The sequence below is a fragment of the Streptomyces sp. NPDC102274 genome (assembly GCF_044766385.1).
In the GTDB taxonomy this organism is placed as follows: Bacteria; Actinomycetota; Actinomycetes; order Streptomycetales; family Streptomycetaceae; genus Streptomyces.
The window spans coordinates 141,770-167,794 of record NZ_JBIWLW010000017.1; the positions used below are offsets into that span (position 1 = coordinate 141,770).

Here is a 26,025-nt window from a genome sequence, read left to right on the forward strand (position 1 = left end):
GTTGACCTGATCGGGGACAGGCTATCGATCGGATGCGCCCTCGCTTCGGTGCCCGCCCTGCCGGCCCGCGGCGGCAGGGCTTGCCACGTGTCCCCGTGGCAACGGGGATGTCCTCCCCCTACGGAGTCGTACGACCCGATGCGTGACGCCGGATGCTCAGCGGCGCAGACCGAGGGCGTCCCTGCCCGCGTACCGGGCCTGGGCGCCCAGTTCCTCCTCGATGCGGATGAGTTGGTTGTACTTGGCGGTCCGGTCGGAGCGTGACATCGACCCGGTCTTGATCTGCCCGCAGCCGGTGGCCACGGCGAGGTCGGCGATCGTGGTGTCCTCGGTCTCCCCGGAGCGGTGCGACATCACCACCGTGTAGCCCGCCCGGTGGGCGGTGCCGACGGTGGCCAGGGTCTCGGTGAGGGTGCCGATCTGGTTGACCTTCACGAGGACGGAGTTGGCCACGCCGTTGCCGATGCCCTCGCGCAGCAACGTCTCGTTCGTGCAGAACACGTCGTCGCCGGTCAGCTGACACCGGTCCCCGAGCCGTGCCATGAGCAGCCGCCAGCCGTCGAGATCGTCCTCGGCCATCGGGTCCTCGATCGAGGCCACCGGGTAGCGATCAACGAGTCCCGCGAGGTAGTCGACGTGCTCCTCGGGCGTGCGGCGACGGCCCTCGCCCGCGTAGTCGTAGACCCCGTCCCGGAAGAACTCCGACGTGGCGGGGTCCATGACGACGGTGATGTCCTCGCCGGGCTTGTAGCCGGTGCGCTCGACGGCCCGTACGACGAATTCCAGTGCCTCGTCGGCCGTGCGCAGGTCGGGCGCGAAGCCTCCTTCGTCACCGACACCGGTGCTGTGACCGCCGGCGATGAGGTCCCGGCGCAGGGTGTGAAAGACCTCTGAGCCCATGCGTACGGCTTCGGCGAAGGTGGCCGCGCCGATCGGGGCGATCATGAACTCCTGGAAGTCCAGCGGGTTGTCCGCGTGCGCGCCGCCGTTGATGATGTTCATCATCGGTACGGGCAGCAGCCGCGCGTCGACCCCGCCGACGTACCGGTACAGCGGCAGCCGGTGCGAGGCCGCGGCGGCCTTGGCCACGGCGAGCGAGACGCCGAGGGCGGCGTTCGCGCCGAGCCGGGCCTTGTTGGGGGTGCCGTCCAGCTCGATCAGCGCCGCGTCGACGGCGGCCTGGTTCTCGGCGTCGAGACCCGTCACGGTGTCCGCGATGCTCTCGTTGACGGCGTCGACGGCACGGCGGACTCCCTTGCCGTGGAACCGGTCGGGGTCCTCATCGCGCAGCTCCACCGCCTCCCGCGCGCCGGTCGACGCCCCGGACGGTACGGCGGCACGGCCGATCGAGCCGTCCGACAGTTCGACGTCCACCTCGACGGTGGGGTTGCCCCGGCTGTCGATGATCTCGCGGCCGAGGACCCGGGTGATGGCGGTCATGGTGCAGCTCCTCACGTTCCATCGCGCAGTAAGTTCCCTCTTGAAACAAAGTGAGTTCCGAAAGGGAACCTACTATGGGGGGATGAGAATGCACAACGCCGACGCGGCCTGCGGTATCGCCCAGGCCGCCGTGATCGTGGGTGACTGGTGGAACGTCCTGGTCCTGCGCGAGATCGCCCGCGGCCACGTCCGCTTCGACGCCCTCGCCGCCGAACTGGGCCTGTCCCGCAAGGTCCTCACCGAGCGGCTGGGACGGCTCGTCGCCGCCGGCGTGCTGCACCGCGGCCTCTACCAGCGCCGCCCGGTGCGTTACGAGTACCTGCTCACGGAGGCGGGCGCCGGCCTGCTCCCGCTGCTGGTGGCCATGCAGGACTGGGGCGACCGCTGGGTACTGGGCGACGGCAGCGTCACCGCCACCGCGACGGAGGACGGCGCGGAGCACGCCCGTATGCACTCACTGACGGGCACCAGGCTGCCCGTGGATCTGGAGCTGCCCGGCACTGACGGGATCTCGCGCGACGCCGTCGCCCCGGACGCCGCCGCCACCGTCCTGTTCACCTACCCCGCCACCGGAATCCAGTGGGAGGAGCCGCTTCCCGGCGCGGCCGGCTGCACTCTGGAGAACCGGCTGTTCCGCGACTCCTGGCCCGCCTTCCGCGACGTGGGCGCCGCCGTCCATGGCGTCAGCACCCAACTGCCCCACGAACAGGCGGCTTTCGCCCGAGCCGAGTCGGTGCCGTACCCCCTTCTGTCGGACACCCATCTGCGCCTGGCCGCCGCCCTGCGCCTGCCCACCTTCCGCGGCGCCGGCCAGGTACGGCTCAAACGCAGCGTCCTCGTCGTCGATCCGCGGCGGACCGTACGGCACGTGCTCTTCCCCGTCGGCGACATTCCTCACGCGGTGGAAGAGGCCCGGCGGCTCGCGACAGCACTCGCCGCCGGTCACGGCTGAGCACCGCGTCCGGGGCTTCCTCCGCTCCCTCGCGACCGTCGGCGCGTGCACGCGCGACCGACGGCGCGCGTACCCCGGACGGCGTGGAATGAACGACCTCGGCACGAGCGTTGCGCTGAGCGGAACAGGCCCCGGTTCATGGACGGGCCGGCCGGATCTGGAGGCATGACGGTGCACGGTGAGTACAAGGTCCCCGGCGGCAAGCTCGTCGTGGTCGATCTCGACACGGAGGACGGACTGCTGCGCCATGTCCGGGTCGCCGGGGACTTCTTCCTGGAGCCCGACGACGCGATCGAGTCGATCGACCACGCGCTGAAGGGCGCCCCCGCCGACACCGACGCCGCCGGTCTCGCCGCCCGTATCGAGGCGGCGCTGCCGCCGGGCACCGTGATGTACGGGCTCAGCCCCGAGGGCGTCGCCATCGCCGTACGCCGCGCGCTGGCGCACGCCACGGACTGGACGGACTACGACTGGCAGCTGATCCACTCGGCCCCGGAGTCCCCCGCCCTCCATATGGCGCTCGACGAGGTCATCACCACCGAGGTCGCCGCCGGGCTGCGCCCGCCCACCCTGCGGGTCTGGGAGTGGGCGGCGCCCGCCGTGGTGATCGGCAGCTTCCAGTCACTGCGCAACGAGGTCGACCCCGAGGGCGCGGAACGTCATGGCATCACCGTGGTCCGCCGGATCTCCGGTGGCGGCGCGATGTTCATCGAACCGGGAAACACCATCACGTACTCCCTCTCCGTCCCCGACTCCCTCGTCAAGGGCCTCACCTTCGCCGACAGTTACGCCTATCTGGACGACTGGGTGCTCGGCGCGCTCGGCGACATGGGCATCACCGCCTGGTACCAGCCCCTCAACGACATCGCCACCGACGCCGGCAAGATCGCGGGCGCCGCCCAGAAGCGGATCGTGAGCGGTACGGGCGCTGTGCTGCACCACGTGACCATGGCGTACGACATCGACGCCGACAAGATGCTCGATGTGCTCCGCGTCGGCCGGGAGAAGCTCTCCGACAAGGGCACCCGGAGCGCGAAGAAGCGCGTCGACCCCCTGCGCCGCCAGACCGGACTGTCGCGCGAGGCCGTCATCGAGCGGATGATCGGCTCCTTCCGCGGCCGGTACGGACTGACCACGGGCAAGGTCACCGACGAGGAGATGGCGCGAGCCAGGAAGCTGGCCGCGACGAAGTTCTCCACCCCGGAATGGACGGCCCGCGTGCCGTAGTGCCGTAGGAGGCACCGCCCCGCCTACCGCGGTGTCTGCCGACCCGGCCCGTCCACGCACGTCGATGCGCCAGGAACCCGCACGCGCTGGAAACCGGACGGCAACGGCTGCGGCTGCGTCTCGTATCCGGCGAGGCAGAGCCTCAGAGCGCACTGGTCCTCGGCTTCCACGAACACCCGCCGACCCCAGTAGGAGCTGAGGCGATGGGCGACTTCGACCAGCCGGCGGCGGTCTTCCGGCGTATACGCCGGGAAACGCGCCCAGCCCTGGTCGGAGATCTTGTTGCCCAGCTCGCTGAACAGCACAGCCCGGAAGCGCTGCTCTTCCTCGTCGGTCAGCGGTGTGGTGAGGCCTTCCTCACGCCGCGGCCGGACGTTGTAGAGGTCTCGTATCACCGTGTCGCTCGCAGTCTGCAGTCTGCTCAGGGCCTGTTCGCGAGAGACTACCGGCCCATGAGGGTCGCCCGGATGTTCACGCACTTCGAAAGTCCGAAGGCGGGCCGGCGCGGTGAGCGCGGCGCGTAGACTCCCTCGGTCATGAAGGTGCTGATCTCAGTTGACATGGAGGGCATCTCGGGGGTCGTGCATCCCGCCGAGACGAATCCGGACCGCTACGACTACGAGCGTGGCCGGGTATTGATGACGGCCGAGGCGAACGCCGCGATCGCCGGCGTCCTGGAGGCCGAACCCACCGCAGTGGTTCTCGTCGCCGACTCGCACGGGCCCTACCGCAACCTGCTGCCGGAGGAGCTCGACCGGCGGGCGCGTCTGGTACGGGGCAAGCCGCGCCCGCTGGGCATGCTCGGCGGGCTGGACGAACACACCGACGCCGCCGTGTTCGTCGGCTACCACGCCCGTGCCGGCAGCGGGCCCGCCGTGCTGGCGCACACCATGAGCGACGGCATCCTCGACGTGCGCGTGGCCGGGCGTTCCATGGGCGAGGTCGGTCTCAACGCGGCCATGGCGGGGCACTTGGGCGTGCCGGTCGTACTGCTCAGTGGTGACGACGCCGCCTGCGCCGAACTGCTCGATCTGGTCCCCTCCGCCGGCACCGTCGCGGTCAAACATGCCCTCGGTCAGGCCGCCGCTGTCGCTCTGCACCCCGAGGAAGCCCGGGAGCGCCTGCGCCGGGCGGCCGCCGAAGCCATGACGCGACGTGAACTGGTTCCGCCGCTGGCCCTTGACGGGCCGCTGGATGTCGAGGTCGACCTGAGCGGCCCGTACATGGTTGATCTGGCGACACTCGTGCCGGGTGTCTCACGCGCCGAGGGCGGCCGCACGATCGCCTTCACCGCCGCCGACTACGCCGAGGCGTACAGGCTGGTCCTGCTGCTCGTACAACTCTCCAGCGTCAAACCCGGCTAGGGCCTGTTTCAGAAGTCCCGGGGCATACCGCAGCGAATGGTGCCGCCGGCGGCGCGGACGTCGGCGATGGCGCCCTTGACCCGCTCGACGAGCGCGTCGGCATCGGACGCGAGGGAGAGGATCCAGTTCTGGAAGTCCATCGCCAGCAGGGCGGTCCGCTCGGGGGCGGTCGTGGGCAGGGCGGGGGAGCTCATGCGGGGTTCTCCTTGGTGGGGTTCTCGGTGGCGCCCTGGGTGTTGGGGGTGTCGGTGTGCCGACTCGTCCCGCGGCCCATCAGCCGGCGGTCGAGGACGGTCAGCGACAGGGCCGCGAGGCCCGCCACGACCAGCACGAGGCCGAGGGTGTGCAGGCCGTGGTCGCTCGCCCCGTCGTGGAAGACGAGGCTGCCGATCACGGCGGAGGTGATGGTTCCGAGGTATCCGAAGGTCCGGAACAGCCCGGAGGCGGTGCCGATCTGATCGGGCGGCGCCGCGAGATAGAGCGCTGTCTGGTTCCCGACCGTGGTGGTGGCGGACGTGACACCGAAGACCAGGGTCAACAGCACGATCGCGATCGCGGGACTGTCGGAGGTGAGCAGCATGATGCCGACCGAGCCGAGCAGCATGGTCACCGCCGAGACGATCAGCGGTCCGCGCACCAGGTTGCGGCTGGCGAGCGGGCGTGAGAGCAGTGCGGAGACAGCCCCCATCGGCAGCAGCAGGAGTCCCGCCGCCACGGTGGACAACCCGTATGCGGCCTCCATCCACTGGGTCACTCCGTACATCACGGAGTAGACGCCGAGCAGGGTGAGTGCCTGCCGCAGGTAGGTGCGGGAGAGGGCGCCGTTGGCGGCGAGCCCGCGGAAGTCGAAGAACGGCGCGGTCTTCCGCGGCTTTCACGCGACCGGTGGGCCGCCGGCCGCCGTCACCGCGCTGCCTATGCGGGCCAGTACCAGGCACACCGCCCCGAACGTGACGACACTGGAGACATGGCAGACCGTGGCGCTTCCTCCGCCGGCAACGAGCTGGGCGACTTCCTGCGCGCCCGCCGCGCGGACTCCGACCCGCATCAGGCGGGTTTCCCGGACGACGGCCGGCTGCGGCGCGTTCCGGGTCTCCGCAGGGAGGAGCTGGCCCAGCTCGCGCACGTGAGCGTCGACTACATCGTCCGCCTGGAGCAGGGGCGCACCCGCCGGGTCTCCCGTCCCGTCCTGGACGCCCTGGCCGACGCCCTCCACCTCGCTCCGGACGAGCGCGCCTACCTCTTCACACTGGCCGATGTCGCCCCTGCCGCTCCGGAGCGGCGCTCCGGCCGCTGCGACGTCGCACCCCGACTGAGGCAGTTGCTGGAGACCATGCATGACGTTCCCGCCATGGTGCTCCACCGCGGCATAGACGTACTGGCCTGGAACCGGGCGGCCGCGGCGCTCCTGACCGACTTCGGCGCGCTGCCGCCGACCGAGCGCAACCTGATCCGGCTGACCTTCCTCGACGCCCCCTTCCGCGCTCTGTACGCGGACTGGCCCCTTGCCGCCCGCGAGTGCGTCGCCGTCCTGAGGATGGAAGCCGGCCGTACCCCGCACGACCCGGCGCTGGCCGCCCTGGTCGGCGAACTCAGTGTCCGGGACCCGGATTTCCGCACCTGGTGGGCCGGCCACCAGGTGCGGGGGCCGCGACAGCTCACCAAGACCTATGCGCATCCGGTCGTCGGCAGAATCACCCTCGACGTCCAGCAGTTCACCGTCGACACCCACCCCGACCAGTTCCTCATCGCCTACACCGCGCCACCCGACTCGCCCTCCCGCGAGGCTCTGGACTTTCTCCTGCGGTGGGCGGCCGGGCGCGTCGGCGGGCGCGACGGCCTCCCGGCCCGGAAGCGGTGAGCCACCGGCGCCGGTGCAGGTGCCGTGCCAGGCGTCGCGGGGCCTCGAAGACAGGCCCTAGCTGAGCCAGTCGTGGTTGCGTGCGTATCGTGCGGCTTCGTGGCGGGTACGGGTTTGGGTTTTTCGCATCGCGTGGGAGAGGTAGTTGCGTACCGTGCCCTCCGCCAGGTGGAGTTGGGTGGCGATGTCGGCGGCCGAGTATCCCTCGCTGGTGGCCCGTAGGACATCGATCTCACGGTCGGTGAGGGGACAGTCGTCGACGACGGCGAGGGCGGAGACGTCGGGGTCGATCCATCGTTTGCCTTCGTGCAGGGTTTTGATGACCGCCGTGATGTGGGCGGGTTCGGCGGATTTGCTGACGAAGCCCTGGACTCCGAGTTTGAGGGCCTTGCGGAGTACTCCCGGACGGGCGTGGCGGGTCAGCATGAGGATGATCTGGTGCGGCAGAGCCCGACGGATCGCCGTGATGGCGCCGAGTCCGTCCAGATGGGGCATTTCGAGGTCGATGACGAGGACATCGGGTTGATGTCGCAGTGTGGCCTGTACGGCCGTTTCGCCGTCGGCCGCTTCGGCGAGCACGGTGATCTCGCCTTCGAGGGGGAGCAACGACGCCAGTGCTTTGCGGAGGAGGGCCTCGTCGTCGGCCAGCACGACGGTGGTCATCGGCGGTCCTTCCGCGTTTTCGGGAGGGTGTCAGAACGCGGGTGCGGGAGTGTCGCGGCTGTCAGGAACCGGCCCTGTTTCTGTTCCACGGTGAGTTCGCCTCCGCCGTCGGCCACTCGTTCCTTAAGGGTGGCGAGTCCTCTGAGCTGGGGAAGCGGGGCCTCCTGCGCGCCGTCGTTGACGATGGTGATGCCCGTTTGCGAGAGAGTGATCCGTACCTGTTCGGCCTGTGCGTGTCGCAGGATGTTGGTCGTCGTCTCGCGGAGGACCTGGCCGAGGAGCTCGCCCGCGCGGGCGTCGACCTCGGCCTCACGGTCGACGCGTACGCGGATGCCCGCGGCTTCGAAGAGGTTCTTCGCGTTCTCCAGCTCCGCGGAGAGGTTGAGCCGTCGCTGTGCGTAGGCGAGCTCCTTGGTCTGGGTGATGGTGTCGGCGACCAGGGCGTGGATCTCGCGCAGTTCTTCCTCCGCTCGCCGAGTGTCGCTGTGTACCAGTTTCTGGGCCAGGGCCGCCTTCAGCTTCACCACATGGAGGGTGTGGCCCTGGATGTCGTGCAGATCGCTGGCGAACCGCATCCGCTCACGGATGACGGCCAGTTCCGCCTCGCGGTCCCGTGACTCCTCCAGTTCCGCGACGAGGTCGTAGAAGCGCTTGTTGGGGAACATGAGTCCGGTCAGCACCGCTGTGATGCCCGCGGGGATGATGACGTATCCGATCAGAACGCTGGGGACGCTTTCCTGTGTCACCAGCACTCGTGCCGCTCCGGCCGTGGCGACGAAGACGATCAGTGCCAGGGCTGCCACGCTCCGGTGGCGCGGCAGCCGGGATATGGCGAGGGGGCCCACGACGCCGATGCCGTAGAACGCCGACCCGGTGCCGGCCACCAGTGCTCCGAAGAGCCACACCGCAGCGGTGACGACCAGGCAGGGAAGTGCGACGCGGGAGACGTCGCCCGCTGCCCACCGTACGAAGGCGATGAGGGCCGCCACCACACCCAGGCCCAGGACGGCGACGTCCCACCAGGTCCGGGAATCGATCGCCACTACCACCACCCCGCCGAGGGCGATCGGCGGGAGCAGCAAGGTGAGGTTCAGTCTGCGCAGCCGACCCTGCGTCGGTTCGGCGTCCTCGGACACTGGGTGTGCCGCTGCCCGGTACGGCCTCGCCCCTCCGCGCCGGGCGGCCGAGCCGTCCGGCCGGGCAGCGGGGCGGCCCGAGCGCTCACCGTGGTGATGGCCGCGGCCGTCCGCATCAGCCAGATGCGCGCTGGTGTCCATGTGCGGCTCTCCGGGGTCGAACAGCAGAGTCTGCCCCCAGTATTCTTCCGGCGCCGTGCCACCGCCAGTGACACCGCGTCATGTCTTCACGCGAAGAACGTCATGGTGAGGTCATGACATGGCCGCACTGCCCGGCGAGCGCGGCGGCTGCTGAGATCGACACCATGTCCTCGACACCAGTCATCGACGTCGAACGTCTGAATGTCACATACGGCGACTTCCACGCCGTGAAGCACCTGTCTTTTCAGGTCGAGCAGGGGGAGTTCTACGCCCTGCTCGGCACGAACGGGGCAGGAAAAACCTCGACCCTGGAGGTTGTCGGAGGTCACCGTGCGCCTACTTCGGGCACCGTGCGGGTCTTCGGGCGGAGCCCGCGCGACCGGCGCGCCGTGCGGCCCAGGATGGGCATCATGCTGCAGGAGAGCGGGTTCTCCGCGGATCTGACAGTGCAGGAATCGGTCCGCCTGATCGGGAAACTCACCCAGCGTGCGGACCGGGTCGAACGCGTTCTCGGCATCGTCGGCCTCACGCACAAGGCCCGCACCAAGGTGTCCCAGCTCTCCGGCGGCGAGAAACGACGCCTGGACTTCGCCACCGCTGTGTACGGAGGGCCGGAGCTGATCTTCCTGGACGAGCCCACCACCGGCTTGGACATCCAGTCCCGGGACGACTTGTGGGACACCGTGGACAAGCTGCGCGAAGACGGCTCCACCATCGTGCTCACCACGCACTACCTGGAAGAGGCGCAGCAGCGCGCCGACCGTATCGGGATCATGCACAAGGGCACCTTCAGCCGGGAGGGGACCGTCTCCGAACTGACGCGGACCCTGCCGGCCGCCGTCCGCTTCTCCCTTCCATCCTTCCCGGCCGCAGCACCGGAACTACCGCTGCGGGCCACGCGCGAGAGTGACGGGACGTTCCTCATTGAGACCTTCAGCCTGCAGAAGGACCTGTCCACCTTGCTCCGCTGGGCGGAGAGCCACGCGGTGCAGCTGGGAGAACTCCAGGCCGGACCGACCCGGCTCGACGACGTCTTCCGCTCCATCGGCAGCGACTAGGGCCTGTCCGGCCCCCGCAGCCCACTCCAGGAACTTTCCCAGACAAGGACCTCCGCCATGCTCTCGATCGCTCTCAGCGAGCTGATCCAAATCTTCCGGAACCGGCTGGTTCTGGTCAGCAGTTTCATCATGCCCGTGGCAGTCAGCGCATTCTTCATCCGCCAGCACGAGACCTTCGCGGCTTTGGGCAGCCTCGGATACATCGCGGCGGTCGTGGTGTTCACCGTGGGGGCGTTCGGGCTCTACGCCACCACGGTGACCACTCTGGCCGCCCGCCGGCAGACCCTCTTCCTCAAGCGGCTGCGCTCCACCGCGGCCGACGACACCAGCATTCTCTCCGGACTGCTGCTCCCGGTCACCGTCATCACGCTGATCCAAGTGGTCGCGATCCTGGCTGTGCTGGGCACGGTCACCGGCGAACCGGCCAGCATCGTCCTCCTGGCGGCGGCGGTCCTCGCGACGATGATCATGATGCTCGGGCTGGGTCTGGCCACGGCGGGACTGACCAACTCCCCCGAACACGCCCAGGTGACCACGCTGCCCATCAGCATCGGCACCGTCGCCGTGGCCAGCTGGGTGGGGATCTCCGGTACCGAGGATCTCACCCTGCTCAAACGGCTGCTTCCCGGCGGCTCAGCCACCGAACTCGTCGTCAACGCCTGGAACGGCGGCGTTGCCGTCACGGACTCCCTGATCCTGCTGGTCCCCACGCTGAGCTGGGTCGTCGTCGCCGTCGCGCTGGCCTCCCGGCTCTTCCGCTGGGAACCGCGCCGGTGACAATCGGCGGCGCCGCCGACGGTGGTGTGGGCACTGCTGCTCAATCCGCTGAGCTGGCCCGAATGGTCACGTATCGACGCGCTGGAAACCGGTCAGTCGCACGGCCTCTCACCCGATGGACGAGACGGCGTCGGAGCGACCCGCGCCTTCCGTACGGGGAAGGTCGTCACCAAGGAGCGGATCACCGCCCTCGAACCCGGACGCCGGTTCGGGTACGAGGGTGTGGAAAACCCTCAAATGGCCGACTATCACGCCACTGTCGAACTGCATGAGCTGCGCGGCGGCGGAACAAGAATTCGCTGGCACGGCACGTACCTTGCTCGCCCCGGGATGCGCTGGGTCTTCCAGTGGCACCTCCGGCGCTTCATGCGGGCCATGGCGACCGGACTCGCCGAGCACGCCGCCGGCGGCCGGCTTACTCATGCACGAAATTGCGAAGCACCCAGAAGGCGGCGCCGGTTCCGACGCCGTAGGCGAGGTGCCCGGTCAGATCTTCGGCCAGGGTCTTGCGGTCGTACTCCCAGATCGGCTTGTAGAGCCCTGCTTCGGACAGGAGCGCGTAGCCGCTGATCCATACCACTGCGCCGAACGGCGCGCCGTAGTCGGCGCGGGAAGTGCGCAACGACCCGACCAGTACGCCGTACATCGCCCCCCAGGCGGATCCGTACGACCAGTGCATGAGCGTACTGACCAGCCAGGCGCTGCTGTCCGGCAGCTCACGGCGCGTGAAGCCCTCGATCACGCGCTTGCCGACCTGTCCGGGGGAGGGTGCGTCCTGCCAGCCGCGCACCGGCGCGAACTCCCATTTCCACACGTTGTGCTCACCGCCGGTACGACGCTGCCGAAGAAAGCGGACGGTGTCCATGCAGCCGGTACCGACCGCGCCCGCCACGAGGCCTGTCGCGATCGCGCCGAGCGGGCTCATCCTCTTTGCGTCGCGCATCCTGGGTCGCTCCTGTTCGTCGAGGCACAGGGGTCGGCCGACACCGCGGACCGCAGGTGCACTGGTATCAGCATATTCAGCATATTTGCATTGACATGCTTACATACGCCGACCGACAGCGCTGTCCGAGATGTCCGCATACGGGCCCAGCGATCACGTACTCCCGGCGGGGCGGGCCCGGCCAGCCGAGCGTGGCAGTGTCAGCGCCACGTACAGCGCCAGTGACGCCACAAGTCCCACCGCCCAGCCGTAGTCCGCGAGCGGCTTGAGGAAGGGGATCAGTCCGTCCTCGGGGAACGGGCCCTTGCCGGGGGCCGAGTGGGAGCCTCCCACGGCCAGTACGCCGCCGACGGCGAAGGCGAGGACCGCCCGTGGGTTCCAGCCGTTGCGGTACCAGTAGCGGCCGCCGGGGCGGTACAGGTCCGCCAGGTCGAGGACGGTGCGGCGGATGATCCAGTAGTCCGCGATCAGGATGCCGGCGACGGTACCGAGCAGACCGCCCACCAGACCGAGCCAGGTGAAGATGTAGAGCTCGGGGGTGGTGGTGAGCTTCCACGGCATGATGACGACCCCGACCACACCCGTGATCAGCGCGCCCGTACGGAAGTTGATCAGCTTCGGCGCGAGATTGGCGAGGTCGTAGGCGGGCGAGACGACGTTGGCGGCGATGTTCACGGAGATCGTCGCGATCAGGACGGTCACCAGCGCGAAGAGCAGGCCGAAGACATTGTCGGTCTTCGCGGCGAGTTCGACCGGGTCCCAGACGGCCGCCCCGTACACCGCCTGCGAGCCTGAGGTGACGAAGACCGACAGCAGCGCGAAGAGCGTCATGGTCGTGGGCAGGCCGAGCGACTGGCCCCGGATCTGGGCGCGTTGGCCCGCGCCGAAGCGGGTGAAGTCGGGGATGTTCAGGGACAGCGTCGACCAGAAGGCGATCATCCCCATCAGGGACGGGAAGAAGACCGGCCAGAAGTCCGCGCCCCAGCCCAGCTCGGACGGCTGGTCGAGCAGCGGTCCGAGGCCGCCCGCCTTGACGGTGATCCAGCCCAGCAGCACCAGCGCGCCGACGATCACGAAGGGCGCCGCCCAGTTCTCGAAGCGCCGCAGGGTGTCCATCCCCCGGTAGATGATGGTGAGTTCGAGCGCCCAGAAGAGAACGAAGCAGAGCCAGAGGGTCCACGGCTGGCCGCCGACCTTCGACGCCTCCGCCCAGCCGCCGAAGATCTTGCCGAGCAGGACGAAGATGCCCTGGCCGCCGATCCAGGTCTGGATCCCGAACCACGCGCAGGCGACCGCCGCCCTGATCAGCGCGGGCAGATTCGCACCGCGCAGCCCGAACGAGGCGCGCGCGAGCACCGGGAAGGGGATGCCGTACTTCGGCCCCGCGTGCCCGGTCAGCAGCATCGGGAAGAGCACGATCACATTGGCCAGGGCGATCGTGAAGACCGCCTGCTTCCAGTCCATGCCGAGGGTGACCAGACCGGAGGCGAGCAGCCAGGACGGGATGTTGTGCGCCATCCCGACCCAGAGGGCAGCGAAGTTGTACGTCGTCCAGCTGCGGCGGGCCACCGGAACGGGCAGCAGATCCGCGTTGGCGAAGCGGCTGTCGTCGGGGACCACGCCGGGCGGCAGCTCGACGCGGCCCTGGGCGTCGGTCGGCGCGGCGGTTATCGGTTCTCCGGGGCCGGGGGAGGCGGGCGGTACGGTCGCGGTCATGGCGGTGGGACCCTTCGTTCGAGAGCGGGTGTCGGGGATGTCGAACGAGGCCGTGCGGGCGGTGGTGGAACGGAAGAGCGCGGTCGTGCGGGTCAGTTCCGGAGCGCGGGGATGATCTCGGCGCCGTACGCGTCGATCGTCGCTTCCTTCGCGTCGTGCATGTCGTACACGGCGAACTGGTCGACGCCCAGGTCGCGCAGCGCCCTCAGCTTCTCGATATGTGCCCCGGCCGGCCCCAGCAGGCAGAACCGGTCCACGATCTCGTCGGGGACGAAATCCGTGGACGGGTTCCCGGCCCGGCCGTGGTGGCTGTAGTCGTATCCCTCACGCTGCTTGATGTAGTCGGTCAGCGCGTCCGGTACGAGCCCGGAGTGGTCTCCGTACCGGGTCACCAGATCGGCCACATGATTGCCGACCATCCCGCCGAACCACCGGCACTGCTCGCGCGCGTGCGCGACGTCGTCACTCACATACGCGGGCGCGGCCACACAGATGGTGACGGAGTCCGGGTCGCGTCCGGCGTCGGACGCCGCCGTACGGACCGCCTTGACCATCCACTCGGTGAGGAACGGATCGGCGAGCTGGAGGATGAAGCCGTCCGCCTTCTCCCCCGCCATGGCCAGCGCCTTGGGCCCGTACGCGGCCATCCACACCGGCAGTTTCCCGTCGCGCACCCAGGGCAGGCGCAGCGGCCGGCCGTCGACCACGGCCTCGCGCCCCTCCCCCAGGTCGCGGATGACGTCGATGGCCTCGCCGAGCCGGGCCAGCGTGTTGGGTTTACGGCCCACGACCCGCATGGCGGAGTCGCCGCGCCCGATGCCGCACACGGTGCGGTTGCCGTACATCTCGTTGAGCGTGGCGAACGTGGAGGCGGTCACCTCCCAGGTCCTGGTGCCCGGGTTGGTCACCATCGGGCCGACGGTCAGTGTGGTGGTGTGCTCCAGAATGCGGCTGTAGATGACGAAGGGCTCCTGCCAGAGCACGGCGGAGTCGAAGGTCCAGCCGTACGTGAAGCCGTTGCGTTCCGCGCGCCGCATGAGGCCGACGACCGCCGACGCGGGCGGGTCGGTCTGGAGGACGAGTCCGAAGTCCATGGCCTGGTCACTCCTAGGTCTCAGGTGAGGTACTGGCAGAGGGAGCGGGGGGTGTACTGTCCGCGTCCCGCCCGCCCGGTGAACTGCCGCTTGTCGATGACGAGTTCACCGCGCGAGAGGACCGTCTCCACCTGTCCGGTGATCCGCTTGCCCTCGTAGGCGGAGTAGTCCACGTCCATGTGATGGGTCTCGGCGGAGACGGTCTGCTCGGTGTGCGGGTCGTAGATGACGACATCGGCGTCGGCGCCCGGCGCGATGGTGCCCTTGCGCGGATAGAGACCGAACATCCTGGCCGGGGAGGCGCAGGCGATCTCGATCCAGCGGCGGCGGGTCAACTTCCCCTCGACGACCGCCTGATGGAGCAGATCCATCCGGTTCTCCACCCCCGGCAGCCCGTTGGGGATCTTCGAGAAGTCGCCGCGGCCCATCTCCTTCTGGCCCACGAAGCAGAACGGGCAGTGGTCGGTGGAGACCACCTGGAGATCGTTGGTACGCAGTCCGCGCCAGAGCGCGGCCTGGTGCTCCTTGGGCCGTAGCGGGGTGGAGCAGACGTACTTGGAGCCCTCGAAGTCCGGCTCGGCGAGATTGTCGGTGGACAGGAAGAGGTACTGCGGACAGGTCTCTCCGAAGACGGGCAGTCCCTTGTCCCGGGCGGCGGCGAGTTCGGCGACGGCCTCCTCGGCCGAGACGTGAACGACATACAGAGGCGCCTCGGCGACCCGCGCGAGCTGGATCGCCCGGTGGGTGGCCTCGGCCTCCAGCAGGACCTTCCGTACCTCGCCGTGGTAGCGCGGGTCGGTGTGTCCGGCGGCCAGGGCCTGTTCGACGAGGACGTCGATCGCGATGCCGTTCTCGGCGTGCATCATGATCAGCCCGCCGTTGTGCGCGGCGCGCTGCATGGCCCGCAGGATCTGGCCGTCGTCGCTGTAGAAGACGCCGGGATAGGCCATGAAGAGCTTGAAGGAGGTGATGCCCTCCTGGACGAGGAGGTCCATCTCCTTCAGGGAGCTCTCGTTGACGTCGGCCATGATCATGTGGAACGCGTAGTCGATGGCGCAGTTGCCGTCGGCCTTGGCGTACCAGGCGTCGAGTCCGGCACGCAGCGCCTGTCCCGGGGCCTGGATGGCGAAGTCCACGATGGTGGTGGTACCGCCCCAGGCCGCCGCTCGGGTACCGGTCCCGAAGGTGTCGGCGGCGAAGGTGCCGCCGAACGGCATCTCCATGTGCGTATGGGCGTCGACCCCGCCCGGGATGACGTACTTGCCGGTGGCGTCGATCGTCCGGCCGGTCCAGCCCTCGGCCACGTCGGACTCGTGCGCGGCGAGGGCGACGATCCTGCCGTCCTCGATCAGGACATCGGCGTGGATCTCGTCGGCGGCGGTGATGACGAGTCCGCCGCGGATCAGGGTGCGGGTACTGCTCATGCTGGTGGCGCTCCCTTTCGTACGGTCGGCTTGCTACGGTCCGGGAAGGCGGGCGGCCGCGGACCCGGCCACGGGACCCGTGGAAGGCCGCGGCTACGGGTCCCGGAGAGCCCGACAACACGGCCGGCGAGCGTGCGTACCGGCCGTCGCCGGGCGGGCGGGACTTCGAAGACAGGCCCTACGCCCCGAGCAGGGCCTGTTCGAGGATCGCGGCGCCCTCTTCCGCCTCGGCGACGGTCAGCGAGAGCGGCGGGGCGATCCGCAGCACGCTGGTGTTGTGGCCACCGCCCTTGCCGACCAGCAGACCGCCCTCGCGGGCCGCCTCGAGCACGGCCGACGCCATCTCGGGGGCCGCCTGGCCAGTGCTCGGCTTGATCAGCTCGATGCCGATCATCAGTCCGCGCCCGCGTACCTCGCGTACGGAGTCGACCCCGGCGCCGATGGCCCGCAGCCGCTCGATGAGCAGTCCGCCGACGCGGCGGGCGTTGCCCTGGAGGTCGTGCTCCAGCAGATACGAGAGATTGGCGAGACCGGCGGCCATGGTGACGGGGCTGCCGCCGAAGGTCGAAATCGAGTTGGCGTCAAGGCAGTTCATGATGTCGGCGCGGGCGACGACACCACCGACGGACATGCCGTTGCCGATGCCCTTGGCGAAGGTGAGGATGTCCGGCGGGCCGTTCTCCCCGTGCGCCTGCCAGCCCCAGAAGTGCTCGCCAGTACGGCCCCAGCCGGTCTGCACCTCGTCGCTGATCCACAGAATGCCGTGCCGGTCGAGGACTTGGCGGAACGCGGCGTACAGCCCGTCCGGCGGGGCGGTGAACCCGCCGACGCCCTGCACCGGTTCGGCGATCAGCGCGGCGGGCGTGCGGGTGTGGCCGAGCAGATCCTCCAGATCGGCGACGCACGCCTCGATGAACCGCTCGTCGGTGAGCCCGGCGTACGGACCCCGGTTGCGGACGCCGCCGTGCACGTACAGCGTCTGGAGCGGCGAGAGGCCGGTCGGCGACCAGCCGCGGTTGCCGGTGACGGAGACGGTGGAGAAGGACCGGCCGTGGTAGCTGTTGCGCATCGCCAGGATCTGGTTCGACCCGCGGTACGCGGTCGCCAGCATCAGCGCCGTGTCATTGGCCTCGGTGCCCGAGGTGGTGAAGAAGACCCGGGCGTCCGGGATACCGGAGAGGGCGGCGATCCGTTCGGCGAGTTCGACCATCGGACGGTTGAGATAGAGCGTGGAGGAGTGGATGATGCGCCCGGCCTGCTCGCTCACCGCCTTGGTGACCTCGGGGAGCGCGTGGGCGGTCATCGTGGTGAGGATGCCGCCGAAGAAGTCGAGATAGCGGTTGCCCGCCGCGTCCCAGACATGGCGGCCCTCGCCATGGGTGATCTCGATGGGCTTGTCGTAGTAGAGCGCGAGCCAGTCGGGGAGTACGGCGCGGTGGCGGCCGTACAGATCGTTCGCGAGCGGACGTGTCACGGCTGCACCAGCCCCTCGTAGGCGTCGGGGCGGCGATCCCGGTAGAACGCCCATTGCTGCCGCACCTCGTCGATCAGGCCGAAGTCCAGGTCCCGTACGACCAGTTCGTCCGCCTTGTCACTGGCGGGCTCACCGACGAACTGACCGCGCGGGTCGACGAAGTAGCTCGTTCCGTAGAAGTCGTTGTCGCCGTACTCCTCCTGTCCGACGCGGTTGATCGCGGCGACGAAGTACTCGTTGGCGACGGCGGCGGCCGGCTGCTCCAGCTGCCAGAGGTAGCTGGAGAGACCACGGGAGGTGGCGGAGGGGTTGTAGACCAGCTGCGCGCCGTTCAGCCCGAGCTGGCGCCAGCCCTCGGGGAAGTGGCGGTCGTAGCAGATATAGACACCGACCTTGCCGACGGCCGTGTCGAAGACGGGCCAGCCGGCGTTCCCGGGCTTGAAGTAGTACTTCTCCCAGAACCCCTTGACCTGCGGGATGTGGTGCTTGCGGTACTTGCCGAGGTACGAGCCGTCGGCGTCGATGACCGCCGCCGTGTTGTAGTAGAAACCGGACTGCTCGACTTCGAAGACCGGGACGACGACCACCATGCCGGTCTCGCGGGCGAGCTCCCGCATCCTGGTGACGGTCGGGCCGTCGGGGACGGGCTCGGCCCACCGGTAGTGCTCAGGCTCCTGCACCTGGCAGAAATAGGGCGCGTTGAAGACTTCCTGGAACCCGATGACCCGCGCGCCCTGCAGGGCCGCCTCGCGAGCGTGCTCCTCATGTTTGGCGATCATGGATTCGGTGTCGCCCGTCCAGGTCGCCTGGACGAGTGCGGCGCGTACGACTCTGGCCACGAGCTGCTCCTTCGGCGGGTGCGTCGATGAGCTCTACGCACGTAGATTCGATGCGTAGGAGGAGAACGTAAGCCCCGTCTCACACTGGGGCAAGACCATCGCCGTTAACCCGCAGAGTCGATCAAGTTTCACACCCGAGCGGTCGACATTGGGCAAGATGCATCAATCGATCACGCCGGGGGCGGGTCTCAATCAAGCCCGGGGGCCGGTCCTGATCACGTCCGCGGCCGGTCCTGATCAGGTCCGGGGCTGGTCCTGATCGCGTCCGGGGCCGGTCAGGTGCTGACGATCCCCGCCACCCGCAGGGCGTGTACGAGATCGCGCTCACGGGCCACCGAGACCGCGCGGGCGGCGTCGATCAGCTGCGGGACCAGCCGGCGCGGATCGGCCGCGGCGATGAGCACCGCGTCCTCGGGCGTACGGGCCTGGACGAAGGCGCTGAGCAGCGCGCGCCCCTCGTGCGCGCGGCCCGCTTCGCCGAGGGCGAGTACGGCGTCGCTGATCTCCTCGGCGGGACGGGAGACGCCCTGGCGCAGCAGTTGGCCGCAGTCGCCGTCCCGGCCCGCGGCGGCGAGCGCCCCGGCCGCGGCGGCGAGCCGTGCGGGCGGCAGGAAGGCCGCTTCCCACAGCAGCTCGGCCCAGTCGGCGCCGAGCCCGGCGCGGTGCAGTTCGGCGGCGAGCAACGGGAACTGCTCGGGGGGCCGGCCGGCGGCTTCGCAGAGTACGACATGCGCCTCGCCGGTCCGGCCGTCGGCGCGCAGCCTCATCAGCGTGGCGACCATCTCGGCGACCGCCCGCAGATCCTCGGCCGAGTGCCGGGGCGCCGCCGGCTCGACGGGCGCGGCGGGCGCGCCGCCGAAACGGGCGCCGCGCGGGGAAGCGGGGGCGGACGGCGGCGGTACGGACAGCGCGGGCGCGGGCTCCGCCTCGTCGAGGTCGTCGACTTCGAGCCCGGCGAAGCGGGCGCCACGGGGCTTGCGCCGGGGCGCTGGGGCGCGTTTCTTCTTCTCCTCGGGCGCCGGTTCCTGGCCGGGCGGCTCTCCGCGATCAGTTGACGTAGCGTCGGACATCCCGTCGGACACCTCGTCGGACATCTCGCCCGGCGGCTCCGCGCCCGGCCGGTCGAAGACCGAGGGCTCCTCCGCACGGAACCAGCCTTCCGGGGCCGGCGGGCTCGCGGGCCTGGCGGCGCGGGCCGGGGGCGCCAAAGACGCCAGCCGGGAGCGGAGTTCGGCGCAGCGCGCGGAGGCGCGGGCGTGGTCGTCGCGGATCCAGGCGAGATCATGGGCGAGTTGTTCGGCCCGGGGCGAACGCTCCGGGGTGGTACTGAGCAGCCGGACCAACTCCTCGGCCCGGCCAGCCGCGTGCGCCTGCTCGCGCCCCATCAGCCGCAGCCGGTCGGACAGCGCCTCCGAACCGCCGGGGCGCCGGTCGTGCGCGGCGGCCGACGCCGCGTGGAGCCGACCGGCCCGCTCGGTCTCGGCCGCCACCACCCGGTCCTCACGTCCGGCGGCGAAGTCCTGGAGCAGCGATTCCACCACATCCCAGGGCGGCACCTCGATGCCGTCGAAGCAGGCGCGCAGACCATCGGGGTCGCGGTGGCGGAAGACTCCGTACCAGCCGCGTTCCGGATCGAGGAGGAACGTCAAGTCCCTTAAATACCGCGCGAACGCCCCGATCTCCGCTGGAAGTTGACGCACCGCCATCGCCGGCCCCGTTCCTGCCCCGCCGTGCTCCGCCGAAGGGAGCCCTCCGGTCCGCAGGCATTCGACCTCAGCCGTGTTACAGCGCGGCTACGGACAGTTTTCCGGCACGGTTCGGTGTCTCGCCGGGCGCACCGGAGGGCGGAGTCGGCGGAGCATGACGGAGTCAGAGGGTGAGGGCGGGGCCGGCGGGTGACGGTGGGGTCAGAAGGTGACGGCGATACCGGTGTGCACGCGCTTGCCGCGCCGTACGACCCTGGCCGGTCGGTCGACCAGCCAGAACTGCCAGGTGTACTTGCGGGTGAGCAGCTTACGGATCCGGTCCAGCCCCGCCGGCTCCTCGACAAGCCGCGCCGTACCCTCGGCGCTCGGCGCGCCCGGTGCGATCCGCCCGCGCACATCACACGCCGTCACCACGACCCGGCTGTTCTCGCGGATCCGCTTGACCTTCCAGGCGTCGGACCTGGTCCAGACGAACAGTTCACCGTCCGCCACCGCGTGCCAGACGGGGGTGGCGACCGCCGTGCCGTCCTTGCGATAGCTGGTGATGCTGACATAGCGGCTTCGGCCGAGTGAGTCGAGGGTGGTCACGGGCGGGAGACTACGCGGTCCCCACCCTCCCCGACAGCCCGCGACCCTGTCCGATCCGGACCGGGATCAGACAGGCACCAGCACGCAGCTCGTGGCGATCTCGTCCATCGACAGCCCCAGCGCCCCGGCCAGCGCCGCCACGGTGAAGAAGGCGGGCGTCGGCGCCCGGCCGGTCTCGATCTTGCGCAAGGTCTCGGCGGAGAGCCCGGCGACGGCGGCGACCTCCACCATGCTGCGCGCGCCGCGCGCCTCACGGAGCAGCCTGCCGAGCCGCTCGCCGCGCTCGCGTTCCTGGGGAGTGAGAGGGCTACGTACCATCCCGTCATTCTAATACCGCCGCACAAGGGTGCCCGGGGTCTCCGGCGACCGGTATAGTTATTGGAATGGTGGAGATCAAAACCGATGCGTCCCTGGACGCCATGCGCGCCGCGGGCCGGGTTGTCGCGCAGGCACTGACAGCGGTACGGGAAGTGGCGGCCGTGGGCAGCACCCTGCGCGCCCTCGACGAGACCGCCCGCGCCGTCCTGCGCGAGGCGGGGGCCGGTTCGCCCTTCCTCGACTATCACCCCGACTGGGCGCCCACGCCGTTCCCCGCCGTCATCTGCGCCTCCGTCAACGACGCGATCGTGCACGGCATCCCCGACGGCTACCGGCTGAACGACGGCGATCTCGTCAGCGTCGACTGCGGTGCGGTGCTCGGCGGATGGGTCGGCGACGCGGCGATCAGTTTCACGGTCGGCCGCGCTCGCCCGGACGACATACGGCTGATAGACACGGCCAACGAGGCGCTGGAGGCCGGTATCGCGGCGGCCGTCGTCGGCAATCGCATAGGCGACATCGCCCATGCGATCGGCCGCGTCTGCCGCGGTGCGGGCTACGGCATCCCCGACGGCTTCGGCGGCCACGGGGTGGGCCGGACGATGCACGAGGACCCGGGTGTGCCCAACGAGGGGCGCCGGGGGCGCGGGATGCCGCTGCGGCACGGCATGGTGCTGGCGATCGAGCCGATGCTGATCGGGAGCGGCACCGACCGGCACTTCACGGCGCATGACGGCTGGACGATCCGCACCCTGGACTCCAGCCGCGCGTCCCACGCGGAACACACCGTCGCGATCACCGACGACGGGCCGCGGATCCTGACGGCGCTCTGACGGTTGCCCGGTTCCCTCGTGCGGGCAGGTCACCCACGCGTCGCGTGGTGCCCGGGTCCCGTCCCGGCCGGAAGACCGGCGGGACGGGACCCGGGCGCCAGAAGCCGTTCCGTACGCCCTGCTACTTGCCGTCCGGGCGCACCACCATCGCCGAGCCGCCGCCCCTGCGGACCTTCTCGGCCGCGGCCAGCCAGCGGCCGTCCGGCAGCCGCTGCACCCCGGTCGCCGCGCCGATCTCCGGGTTCTGGCTGAACACATGTCCCAGCGCCTCCAGCTGCCGGCGCACGGGGCTGTTCCAGAGGCCGGGCTCCAGTTCCGTGGCCGCCCCGTTGCGCTGGCTGGCCCGGGGCGCCGCGATCGCGTCGACCAGTGGCAGACCGCGGTCCAGCCGGCCGGTCAGCGTCTGGAGCACCGTGGTGATGATGGTCGCGCCGCCCGGCGAGCCGACCGCCAGGACCGGCCGGTCCTGGGAGTCCAGCACGATCGTCGGGGAAATGGACGAACGCGGCCGCTTGCCCGGTCCTGGCAGGTTCGGGTCGTGGACGGCCGGGTTCGCCGGGACGAACGAGAAGTCCGTCAGCTCGTTGTTGAGCAGGAAACCGCGTCCGGGCACGGTGATCCCGCTGCCGCCCGTCGACTCGATGGTCAGCGTGTAGGCGACGACATTGCCCCACTTGTCCGCCGCCGTGAGATGCGTGGTGTTCTCGCCCTCGAAGGTGGTCGGCGCCGCTGTCCCGCCGGGCGCGCACGGCGTGGGATCGCTCGGATCACCGGGCGCCAGCGGGCTCTTGAGGACCGCGTTGTCCTTGATCAGGCAGCCGCGCGCGTCCGCGAAGCGCTGGGACAGCAGCCCCTTGGTCGGTACGTCCTCGAAGACCGGGTCACCGACCCAGCGGCCCCGGTCCGCGAAGGCGATCCGGCTCGCCTCGATGAACCGGTGCAGATACTGCGCCTGTGTCGCCTTCGAAAGGTCCGTGCGTTCAAGGATGTTGAGTGCCTCACCGACGGACGTACCGCCCGAGGACGACGGCGCCATGCCGTACACATCGAGTCCACGGTAGGAGACCTTGGTCGGCGCCTGCTTCTTCGTGCGGTAGGCGGAGAGATCACGCTCGGTCAGGTCGCCGGGGCGCGCGTTGCGGCCGGAGTCCGGGGCCACGGGAGGCTTGCGTACGGTACGGACGATGTCACGGCCCAGCTCGCCCTCGTAGAGCGAGCGGACGCCGGTGCGCCCCAACTCGCTGTACGTACGGGCGAGATCGGCGTTCTTGAAGGTGGAGCCGACGACCGGGAGCTGTCCCCCCGGCAGGAAGAGTTCGGCGCTGGCCGGGAAGTCCGCGAACCGCGCCTGGTTCGACTGCGTCTGCGCGCGGAAGGTGTCGTCGACGACGAAGCCGTCCTTCGCCAGCCGTTCGGCCGGCTTGAGCAGTTGGGAGAGCGAGCGGCTGCCCCAGGCGTCGAGCGCGGTGTTCCAGGTGGCGGCGGTCCCGGGGGTACCGACGCTCAGACCGCTGGTGACGGCGTCCGCGAACGGGAGCGGCTTGCCGTCCTCCAGGAAGAGCGAGCTGTCGGCGGACTTCGGCGCGCTCTCGCGGCCGTCGATGGTCTGTACCGTACGGGACTTGGCGTCGTAGTGGACGAAGTAGCCGCCACCGCCGATACCGGCGGAGTACGGCTCGGTGACGCCGAGCGCGGCGGCCGTGGCCACGGCCGCGTCCACGGCGTTGCCGCCGTTCCTGAGCACCTCGATACCGGCGGCCGAGGCGTCGGCGTCGACGCTCGCCACCGCTCCCCCGTACCCCGTCGCCACCGGCGTCTTGGCCGGCGGACGGGTCTGTGTGCTCGCGTCGGCGACCGAGGGGGGCGCGCAGGCGCCCACCGAGAGCAGGGCCGTGGTAACGGCCGCCAACGACACATTCCGCGCAGCGGAGCGACGCATCCGTACCTCCAGTCGAGAACCGTTCGCGCAGCGTAGCGCCGAGGCCCCCGCTCCGTCAGGACCGTCTCGAACTGTGTTCGCCTCGTGCCGCTACGATGCGCGCCCATGACTGACGAGATACGCATAATCGTGCTCGGCGTAGTCGCCGCCGGTATCAGCGCTTCCCTGGGCTGGCTGGCCCGTACCCATCTCTGGCGCCGCAGGCTCCGCCGTAAGCAGGCGTTCTTCGGTCTGCCGGGGAACTCCGAATGCCTGCTGGTCGTCAGTCGCGAGGCGGGCGGCGACGGTGCGGTCCACCGCCACGACGTCTCCGCGCTGCTGGAGCTGGCCGCGCTCATCAAGGACTGCGGCGCGCACGCCGAGATAGTCCAGCACGACGCCGCGCGCCAGGGCTTCGGGGAGCGTACGGAGTTCTGCCTGGGTGGTCCGTACTCGAATCGCCGGATGGCGGCCCATCTCAGTTCGCTGCTGCCCGGTGTGAAAGTCGACACAAGCACCGAACCCGGGCCGGACCGGGGCTCGTTCCAGATCGGCTCCGAGCGCTACCGCGCGGAGGGGGGCGTCACCGAGTACGTCCTGCTGGCGCGGCTCACCGTCGGGGAGGGGGCGCGGCCCGTCTTCCTCTTCTGCGGCCAGCGGGCCATCACCAACCAGGCGGCCACGCGCTATCTGTTCCGCCACCACGAGAAGCTGGCGCGCAAGCACGGCGGCAACTCGTTCTGTCTGCTGCTGAAGGTGGTCAACTCGCTGGCGTACGGCCCCGATGTGGTGGAGCTGGTCGCGGATGTGACCCGGGCGGCCCACGAGCCGGTCCCTGCCGCCGCGTGAGCGACGCCGCGTGCCAAGTGGCCCGGCCGCCGGGCGCGCTCCCGGTGGAGCACAACCCGACCGGCGCGCAGCTGACCTTCTTCCCGTCCGTACGAGATCCGTACGAGAAGTGATCTCCGGCTGCCGCCGGACGGGCCACTGCCCCTGAGCTACTGCCCGCCCGGCAGCAGCGTCCCTGGGGAGGCGGGGGCGACGCCCACGGCCTCTGTTCTCGGGTTGCGCCGCTGCCGCCCGGCCAGCCAGTGGGCGAACCAGGAGAGCAGCATGCACATCCCGATGTAGATCGGTGAGATCACCATCACCACAGGGATGAACGGCAAATCGTAGTCGAGATTCGAGGCGATGAACTTTCCGGCATGGAGGAACTCCTCATAGGTGATCAGATAGCCGAGTGATGTGTCCTTGAGAGCGACCACCAGCTGGCTGATGATCGTGGGCAGCATGGCGCGGACCGCCTGCGGCACCAGCACGTACGTCATGACCTGCGTCTTGCGCATGCCGAGCGCGTACGCCGCCTCCCGCTGACCGCGCTCCACCGAGTTGACTCCGGTACGGAACACCTCGGCGAGCACGGAGCCGTTGTAGAGCGTCAGTCCTGCCACCAGCGCGGGCAGCGCCTGCACCTTCAGCGCCACGAAGATGAAGAAGATCATCACCAGTACGGGCATGGCGCGGAAGAACTCGACCAGCGCGGTGGCCAGCCCGCGCACCGGCCGGTGCTCGGAGAGCCGGCCACAGGCGAGGACCGCGCCGAGTACGAGCGAGAACACCGCGGCGAACGCGAAGGCCTTGAGGGTGTTGCCGAGGCCGCGCAGCAGCAGATCCTGGATGCCCTGGTACTCGAAGGGTGTCCACTTGGTGGCGGTGAACTGGTCGCTGGCGAAGAGGAGATGGAGCAGCCAGCCGAAGAGCGCGGCGACCGCGGCCGTCGCCAGCATGCCGTACCAGCGGTGCCGCCGCTCCGTCCGGGGCCCGGGAAAGTCGTACAGCGCGGTCGAATCGCTCCGGGACGTCCTCGTGGTCCGCGGAGGCTTCGGTGTCTTCGAGGCCGTCGAGGTCATCGGGCGACTCCCCAGCGCTTCTCCATGACGTGGAACAGCGCACTGATGGACAGGGTGATGATCAGATAGCCCACGGCGATCCAGACGAAGGTCCAGATGATGCTGTAGCCCATCTCGCTGAGGCTCTTGTACGTGCCGAGCAGCTCGGTGACGCTGAACGCCCCCGCGATCGCCGAGTTCTTGGCGAGGGCGATCAGGGTGGACCCGATGGGCGGGATGACCGAACGGAACGCCTGCGGCAGCACGACACCGCTCAGCGTCTGCCCGAAGGTCATCCCGAGGCTGCGGGCCGCCTCGCCCTGTCCCTTGGGCACGGTGTTGATGCCGGAGCGCAGCGCCTCGCAGATGAACGCGGAGGTGTAGCAGCCGAGCGCCAGGACCGCGAAGAGCTGGAAGGGGAGGACCAGACCGAAGCGCGGCAGCCCGAGGACGACCGCGAAGAAGAGCAGCGTCAGCGGGGTGTTGCGCAGGACGGTGACCCATACGGTGCCCAGCGCCCGCAGGGCGCGGACCGGCGCGACCCGGAAGGAGGCCATCACGAACCCGAGGGCCAGCGCGAGCAGTGAGGCGTAGACCGTCAGCTCGACCGTACCGAGGAAGCCCCTGCCGTAGAGCGAGAGGTTGTTGGTGAGTACGTCCATGG

At 69.8% G+C, this 26,025-nt stretch carries 26 protein-coding genes and 1 pseudogene; 9 read left to right on the forward strand and 18 right to left on the reverse strand.

The window, feature by feature from the left end:
• Window positions 1–156: 156 nt before the first annotated feature.
• Complete coding sequence (gene eno, locus ACIRQP_RS23170; protein WP_403893024.1) at window positions 157–1,440, reverse strand: phosphopyruvate hydratase; 1,284 nt, start codon at window positions 1,438–1,440, stop codon at window positions 157–159.
• An 82-nt stretch (window positions 1,441–1,522) separates the two neighbouring features.
• Here eno and ACIRQP_RS23175 point away from each other — a divergent pair, with 82 nt between their 5' ends.
• The gene (locus tag ACIRQP_RS23175) at window positions 1,523–2,392 is read left to right on the forward strand and encodes a winged helix-turn-helix transcriptional regulator (RefSeq protein WP_403893025.1); all 870 of its coding nucleotides are present in this window, start codon (window positions 1,523–1,525) and stop codon (window positions 2,390–2,392) included.
• A 171-nt stretch (window positions 2,393–2,563) separates the two neighbouring features.
• Complete coding sequence (locus tag ACIRQP_RS23180) at window positions 2,564–3,619, forward strand: lipoyl protein ligase domain-containing protein (protein WP_403893074.1); 1,056 nt, start codon at window positions 2,564–2,566, stop codon at window positions 3,617–3,619.
• Between the two features lie 23 nt (window positions 3,620–3,642).
• Here the strand turns inward: ACIRQP_RS23180 and ACIRQP_RS23185 are convergent, their stop codons facing one another.
• The gene (locus tag ACIRQP_RS23185; protein ID WP_403893026.1) at window positions 3,643–4,014 is read right to left on the reverse strand and encodes a hypothetical protein; all 372 of its coding nucleotides are present in this window, start codon (window positions 4,012–4,014) and stop codon (window positions 3,643–3,645) included.
• A gap of 141 nt (window positions 4,015–4,155) precedes the next feature.
• Between ACIRQP_RS23185 and ACIRQP_RS23190 the strand changes: the two genes are divergently transcribed.
• Window positions 4,156–4,983, forward strand: a complete 828-nt coding sequence (locus ACIRQP_RS23190; protein WP_403893027.1) for a M55 family metallopeptidase — start codon at window positions 4,156–4,158, stop codon at window positions 4,981–4,983.
• Window positions 4,984–4,991: 8 nt separating this feature from the next.
• Here the strand turns inward: ACIRQP_RS23190 and ACIRQP_RS23195 are convergent, their stop codons facing one another.
• Complete coding sequence (locus tag ACIRQP_RS23195; protein ID WP_403893028.1) at window positions 4,992–5,177, reverse strand: hypothetical protein; 186 nt, start codon at window positions 5,175–5,177, stop codon at window positions 4,992–4,994.
• Window positions 5,174–5,785 carry an MFS transporter gene (locus tag ACIRQP_RS23200; RefSeq protein ID WP_403893075.1) on the reverse strand — a complete coding sequence of 204 codons (612 nt, stop codon included), beginning with the start codon at window positions 5,783–5,785 and terminating at the stop codon, window positions 5,174–5,176. Before ACIRQP_RS23200 ends, ACIRQP_RS23195 begins: the two co-directional genes overlap by 4 nt.
• Window positions 5,786–5,950: 165 nt before the next feature.
• On the opposite strand from ACIRQP_RS23200, the gene ACIRQP_RS23205 reads away from it, so the two are divergent.
• Window positions 5,951–6,844, forward strand: coding sequence for a helix-turn-helix transcriptional regulator (locus ACIRQP_RS23205; protein WP_403893029.1), 894 nt, complete (start codon window positions 5,951–5,953; stop codon window positions 6,842–6,844).
• 57 nt (window positions 6,845–6,901) lie between these two features.
• Here ACIRQP_RS23205 and ACIRQP_RS23210 read toward each other — a convergent pair whose 3' ends face one another.
• Complete coding sequence (locus ACIRQP_RS23210; RefSeq protein ID WP_403893030.1) at window positions 6,902–7,507, reverse strand: DNA-binding response regulator; 606 nt, start codon at window positions 7,505–7,507, stop codon at window positions 6,902–6,904.
• Window positions 7,504–8,784 (reverse strand): histidine kinase, encoded by a 1,281-nt coding sequence (locus tag ACIRQP_RS23215; RefSeq protein ID WP_403893031.1) that lies wholly within the window; start codon window positions 8,782–8,784, stop codon window positions 7,504–7,506. Before ACIRQP_RS23215 ends, ACIRQP_RS23210 begins: the two co-directional genes overlap by 4 nt.
• 164 nt (window positions 8,785–8,948) lie before the next feature.
• Between ACIRQP_RS23215 and ACIRQP_RS23220 the strand changes: the two genes are divergently transcribed.
• From ACIRQP_RS23220 to ACIRQP_RS23230, 3 genes and pseudogenes are all read left to right on the forward strand, one after another.
• On the forward strand, window positions 8,949–9,842 hold the full coding sequence (locus ACIRQP_RS23220) for an ABC transporter ATP-binding protein (RefSeq protein WP_403893032.1): 894 nt from the start codon (window positions 8,949–8,951) through the stop codon (window positions 9,840–9,842).
• A gap of 57 nt (window positions 9,843–9,899) precedes the next feature.
• On the forward strand, window positions 9,900–10,619 hold the full coding sequence (locus tag ACIRQP_RS23225) for an ABC transporter permease (RefSeq protein WP_403893033.1): 720 nt from the start codon (window positions 9,900–9,902) through the stop codon (window positions 10,617–10,619).
• Window positions 10,620–10,643: 24 nt separating this feature from the next.
• Window positions 10,644–10,958 (forward strand): annotated as a pseudogene (locus ACIRQP_RS23230) (SRPBCC family protein); the annotation flags it as partial.
• Window positions 10,959–11,034: 76 nt separating this feature from the next.
• Here the strand turns inward: ACIRQP_RS23230 and ACIRQP_RS23235 are convergent.
• The 9 genes from ACIRQP_RS23235 to ACIRQP_RS23275 form a co-directional block, all read right to left on the reverse strand.
• A complete protein-coding gene (locus ACIRQP_RS23235; protein ID WP_403893034.1) occupies window positions 11,035–11,562 on the reverse strand; it encodes a hypothetical protein in 528 nt (175 codons plus the stop codon).
• 153 nt (window positions 11,563–11,715) lie between these two features.
• Complete coding sequence (locus ACIRQP_RS23240; RefSeq protein WP_403893035.1) at window positions 11,716–13,278, reverse strand: NCS1 family nucleobase:cation symporter-1; 1,563 nt, start codon at window positions 13,276–13,278, stop codon at window positions 11,716–11,718.
• Between the two features lie 92 nt (window positions 13,279–13,370).
• Window positions 13,371–14,372 (reverse strand): TIGR03842 family LLM class F420-dependent oxidoreductase, encoded by a 1,002-nt coding sequence (locus tag ACIRQP_RS23245; protein ID WP_403893036.1) that lies wholly within the window; start codon window positions 14,370–14,372, stop codon window positions 13,371–13,373.
• Between the two features lie 20 nt (window positions 14,373–14,392).
• The gene (hydA, locus tag ACIRQP_RS23250) at window positions 14,393–15,796 is read right to left on the reverse strand and encodes a dihydropyrimidinase (protein WP_403893037.1); all 1,404 of its coding nucleotides are present in this window, start codon (window positions 15,794–15,796) and stop codon (window positions 14,393–14,395) included.
• Between the two features lie 178 nt (window positions 15,797–15,974).
• The gene (locus ACIRQP_RS23255) at window positions 15,975–17,270 is read right to left on the reverse strand and encodes an aspartate aminotransferase family protein (RefSeq protein ID WP_403893038.1); all 1,296 of its coding nucleotides are present in this window, start codon (window positions 17,268–17,270) and stop codon (window positions 15,975–15,977) included.
• A complete protein-coding gene (locus ACIRQP_RS23260; protein WP_403893039.1) occupies window positions 17,267–18,109 on the reverse strand; it encodes a nitrilase-related carbon-nitrogen hydrolase in 843 nt (280 codons plus the stop codon). Before ACIRQP_RS23260 ends, ACIRQP_RS23255 begins: the two co-directional genes overlap by 4 nt.
• Window positions 18,110–18,384: 275 nt before the next feature.
• Entirely contained in the window at window positions 18,385–19,815 is a 1,431-nt protein-coding gene (locus tag ACIRQP_RS23265; protein WP_403893040.1) for a hypothetical protein, read from the reverse strand.
• Between the two features lie 201 nt (window positions 19,816–20,016).
• Complete coding sequence (locus tag ACIRQP_RS23270) at window positions 20,017–20,403, reverse strand: PPOX class F420-dependent oxidoreductase (protein WP_403893041.1); 387 nt, start codon at window positions 20,401–20,403, stop codon at window positions 20,017–20,019.
• 66 nt (window positions 20,404–20,469) lie between these two features.
• Window positions 20,470–20,721, reverse strand: a complete 252-nt coding sequence (locus tag ACIRQP_RS23275; protein WP_403893042.1) for a helix-turn-helix domain-containing protein — start codon at window positions 20,719–20,721, stop codon at window positions 20,470–20,472.
• A 65-nt stretch (window positions 20,722–20,786) separates the two neighbouring features.
• On the opposite strand from ACIRQP_RS23275, the gene map reads away from it, so the two are divergent.
• Window positions 20,787–21,554, forward strand: coding sequence for a type I methionyl aminopeptidase (gene map, locus ACIRQP_RS23280; protein WP_403893043.1), 768 nt, complete (start codon window positions 20,787–20,789; stop codon window positions 21,552–21,554).
• Between the two features lie 121 nt (window positions 21,555–21,675).
• On the opposite strand, the gene ggt is transcribed toward map, so the two are convergent.
• Window positions 21,676–23,493, reverse strand: a complete 1,818-nt coding sequence (gene ggt, locus ACIRQP_RS23285) for a gamma-glutamyltransferase (RefSeq protein ID WP_403893044.1) — start codon at window positions 23,491–23,493, stop codon at window positions 21,676–21,678.
• A gap of 105 nt (window positions 23,494–23,598) precedes the next feature.
• Here ggt and ACIRQP_RS23290 point away from each other — a divergent pair, with 105 nt between their 5' ends.
• On the forward strand, window positions 23,599–24,321 hold the full coding sequence (locus ACIRQP_RS23290) for a hypothetical protein (RefSeq protein WP_403893045.1): 723 nt from the start codon (window positions 23,599–23,601) through the stop codon (window positions 24,319–24,321).
• A gap of 149 nt (window positions 24,322–24,470) precedes the next feature.
• Here ACIRQP_RS23290 and ACIRQP_RS23295 read toward each other — a convergent pair whose 3' ends face one another.
• Both ACIRQP_RS23295 and ACIRQP_RS23300 read right to left on the reverse strand, forming a co-directional pair.
• Window positions 24,471–25,382, reverse strand: a complete 912-nt coding sequence (locus ACIRQP_RS23295; protein WP_403893046.1) for an amino acid ABC transporter permease — start codon at window positions 25,380–25,382, stop codon at window positions 24,471–24,473.
• Window positions 25,379–26,023 carry an amino acid ABC transporter permease gene (locus ACIRQP_RS23300; RefSeq protein ID WP_403893047.1) on the reverse strand — a complete coding sequence of 215 codons (645 nt, stop codon included), beginning with the start codon at window positions 26,021–26,023 and terminating at the stop codon, window positions 25,379–25,381. The genes ACIRQP_RS23295 and ACIRQP_RS23300 overlap by 4 nt, the downstream gene beginning before the upstream one ends.
• Between the last annotated feature and the right edge of the window lie 2 nt (window positions 26,024–26,025).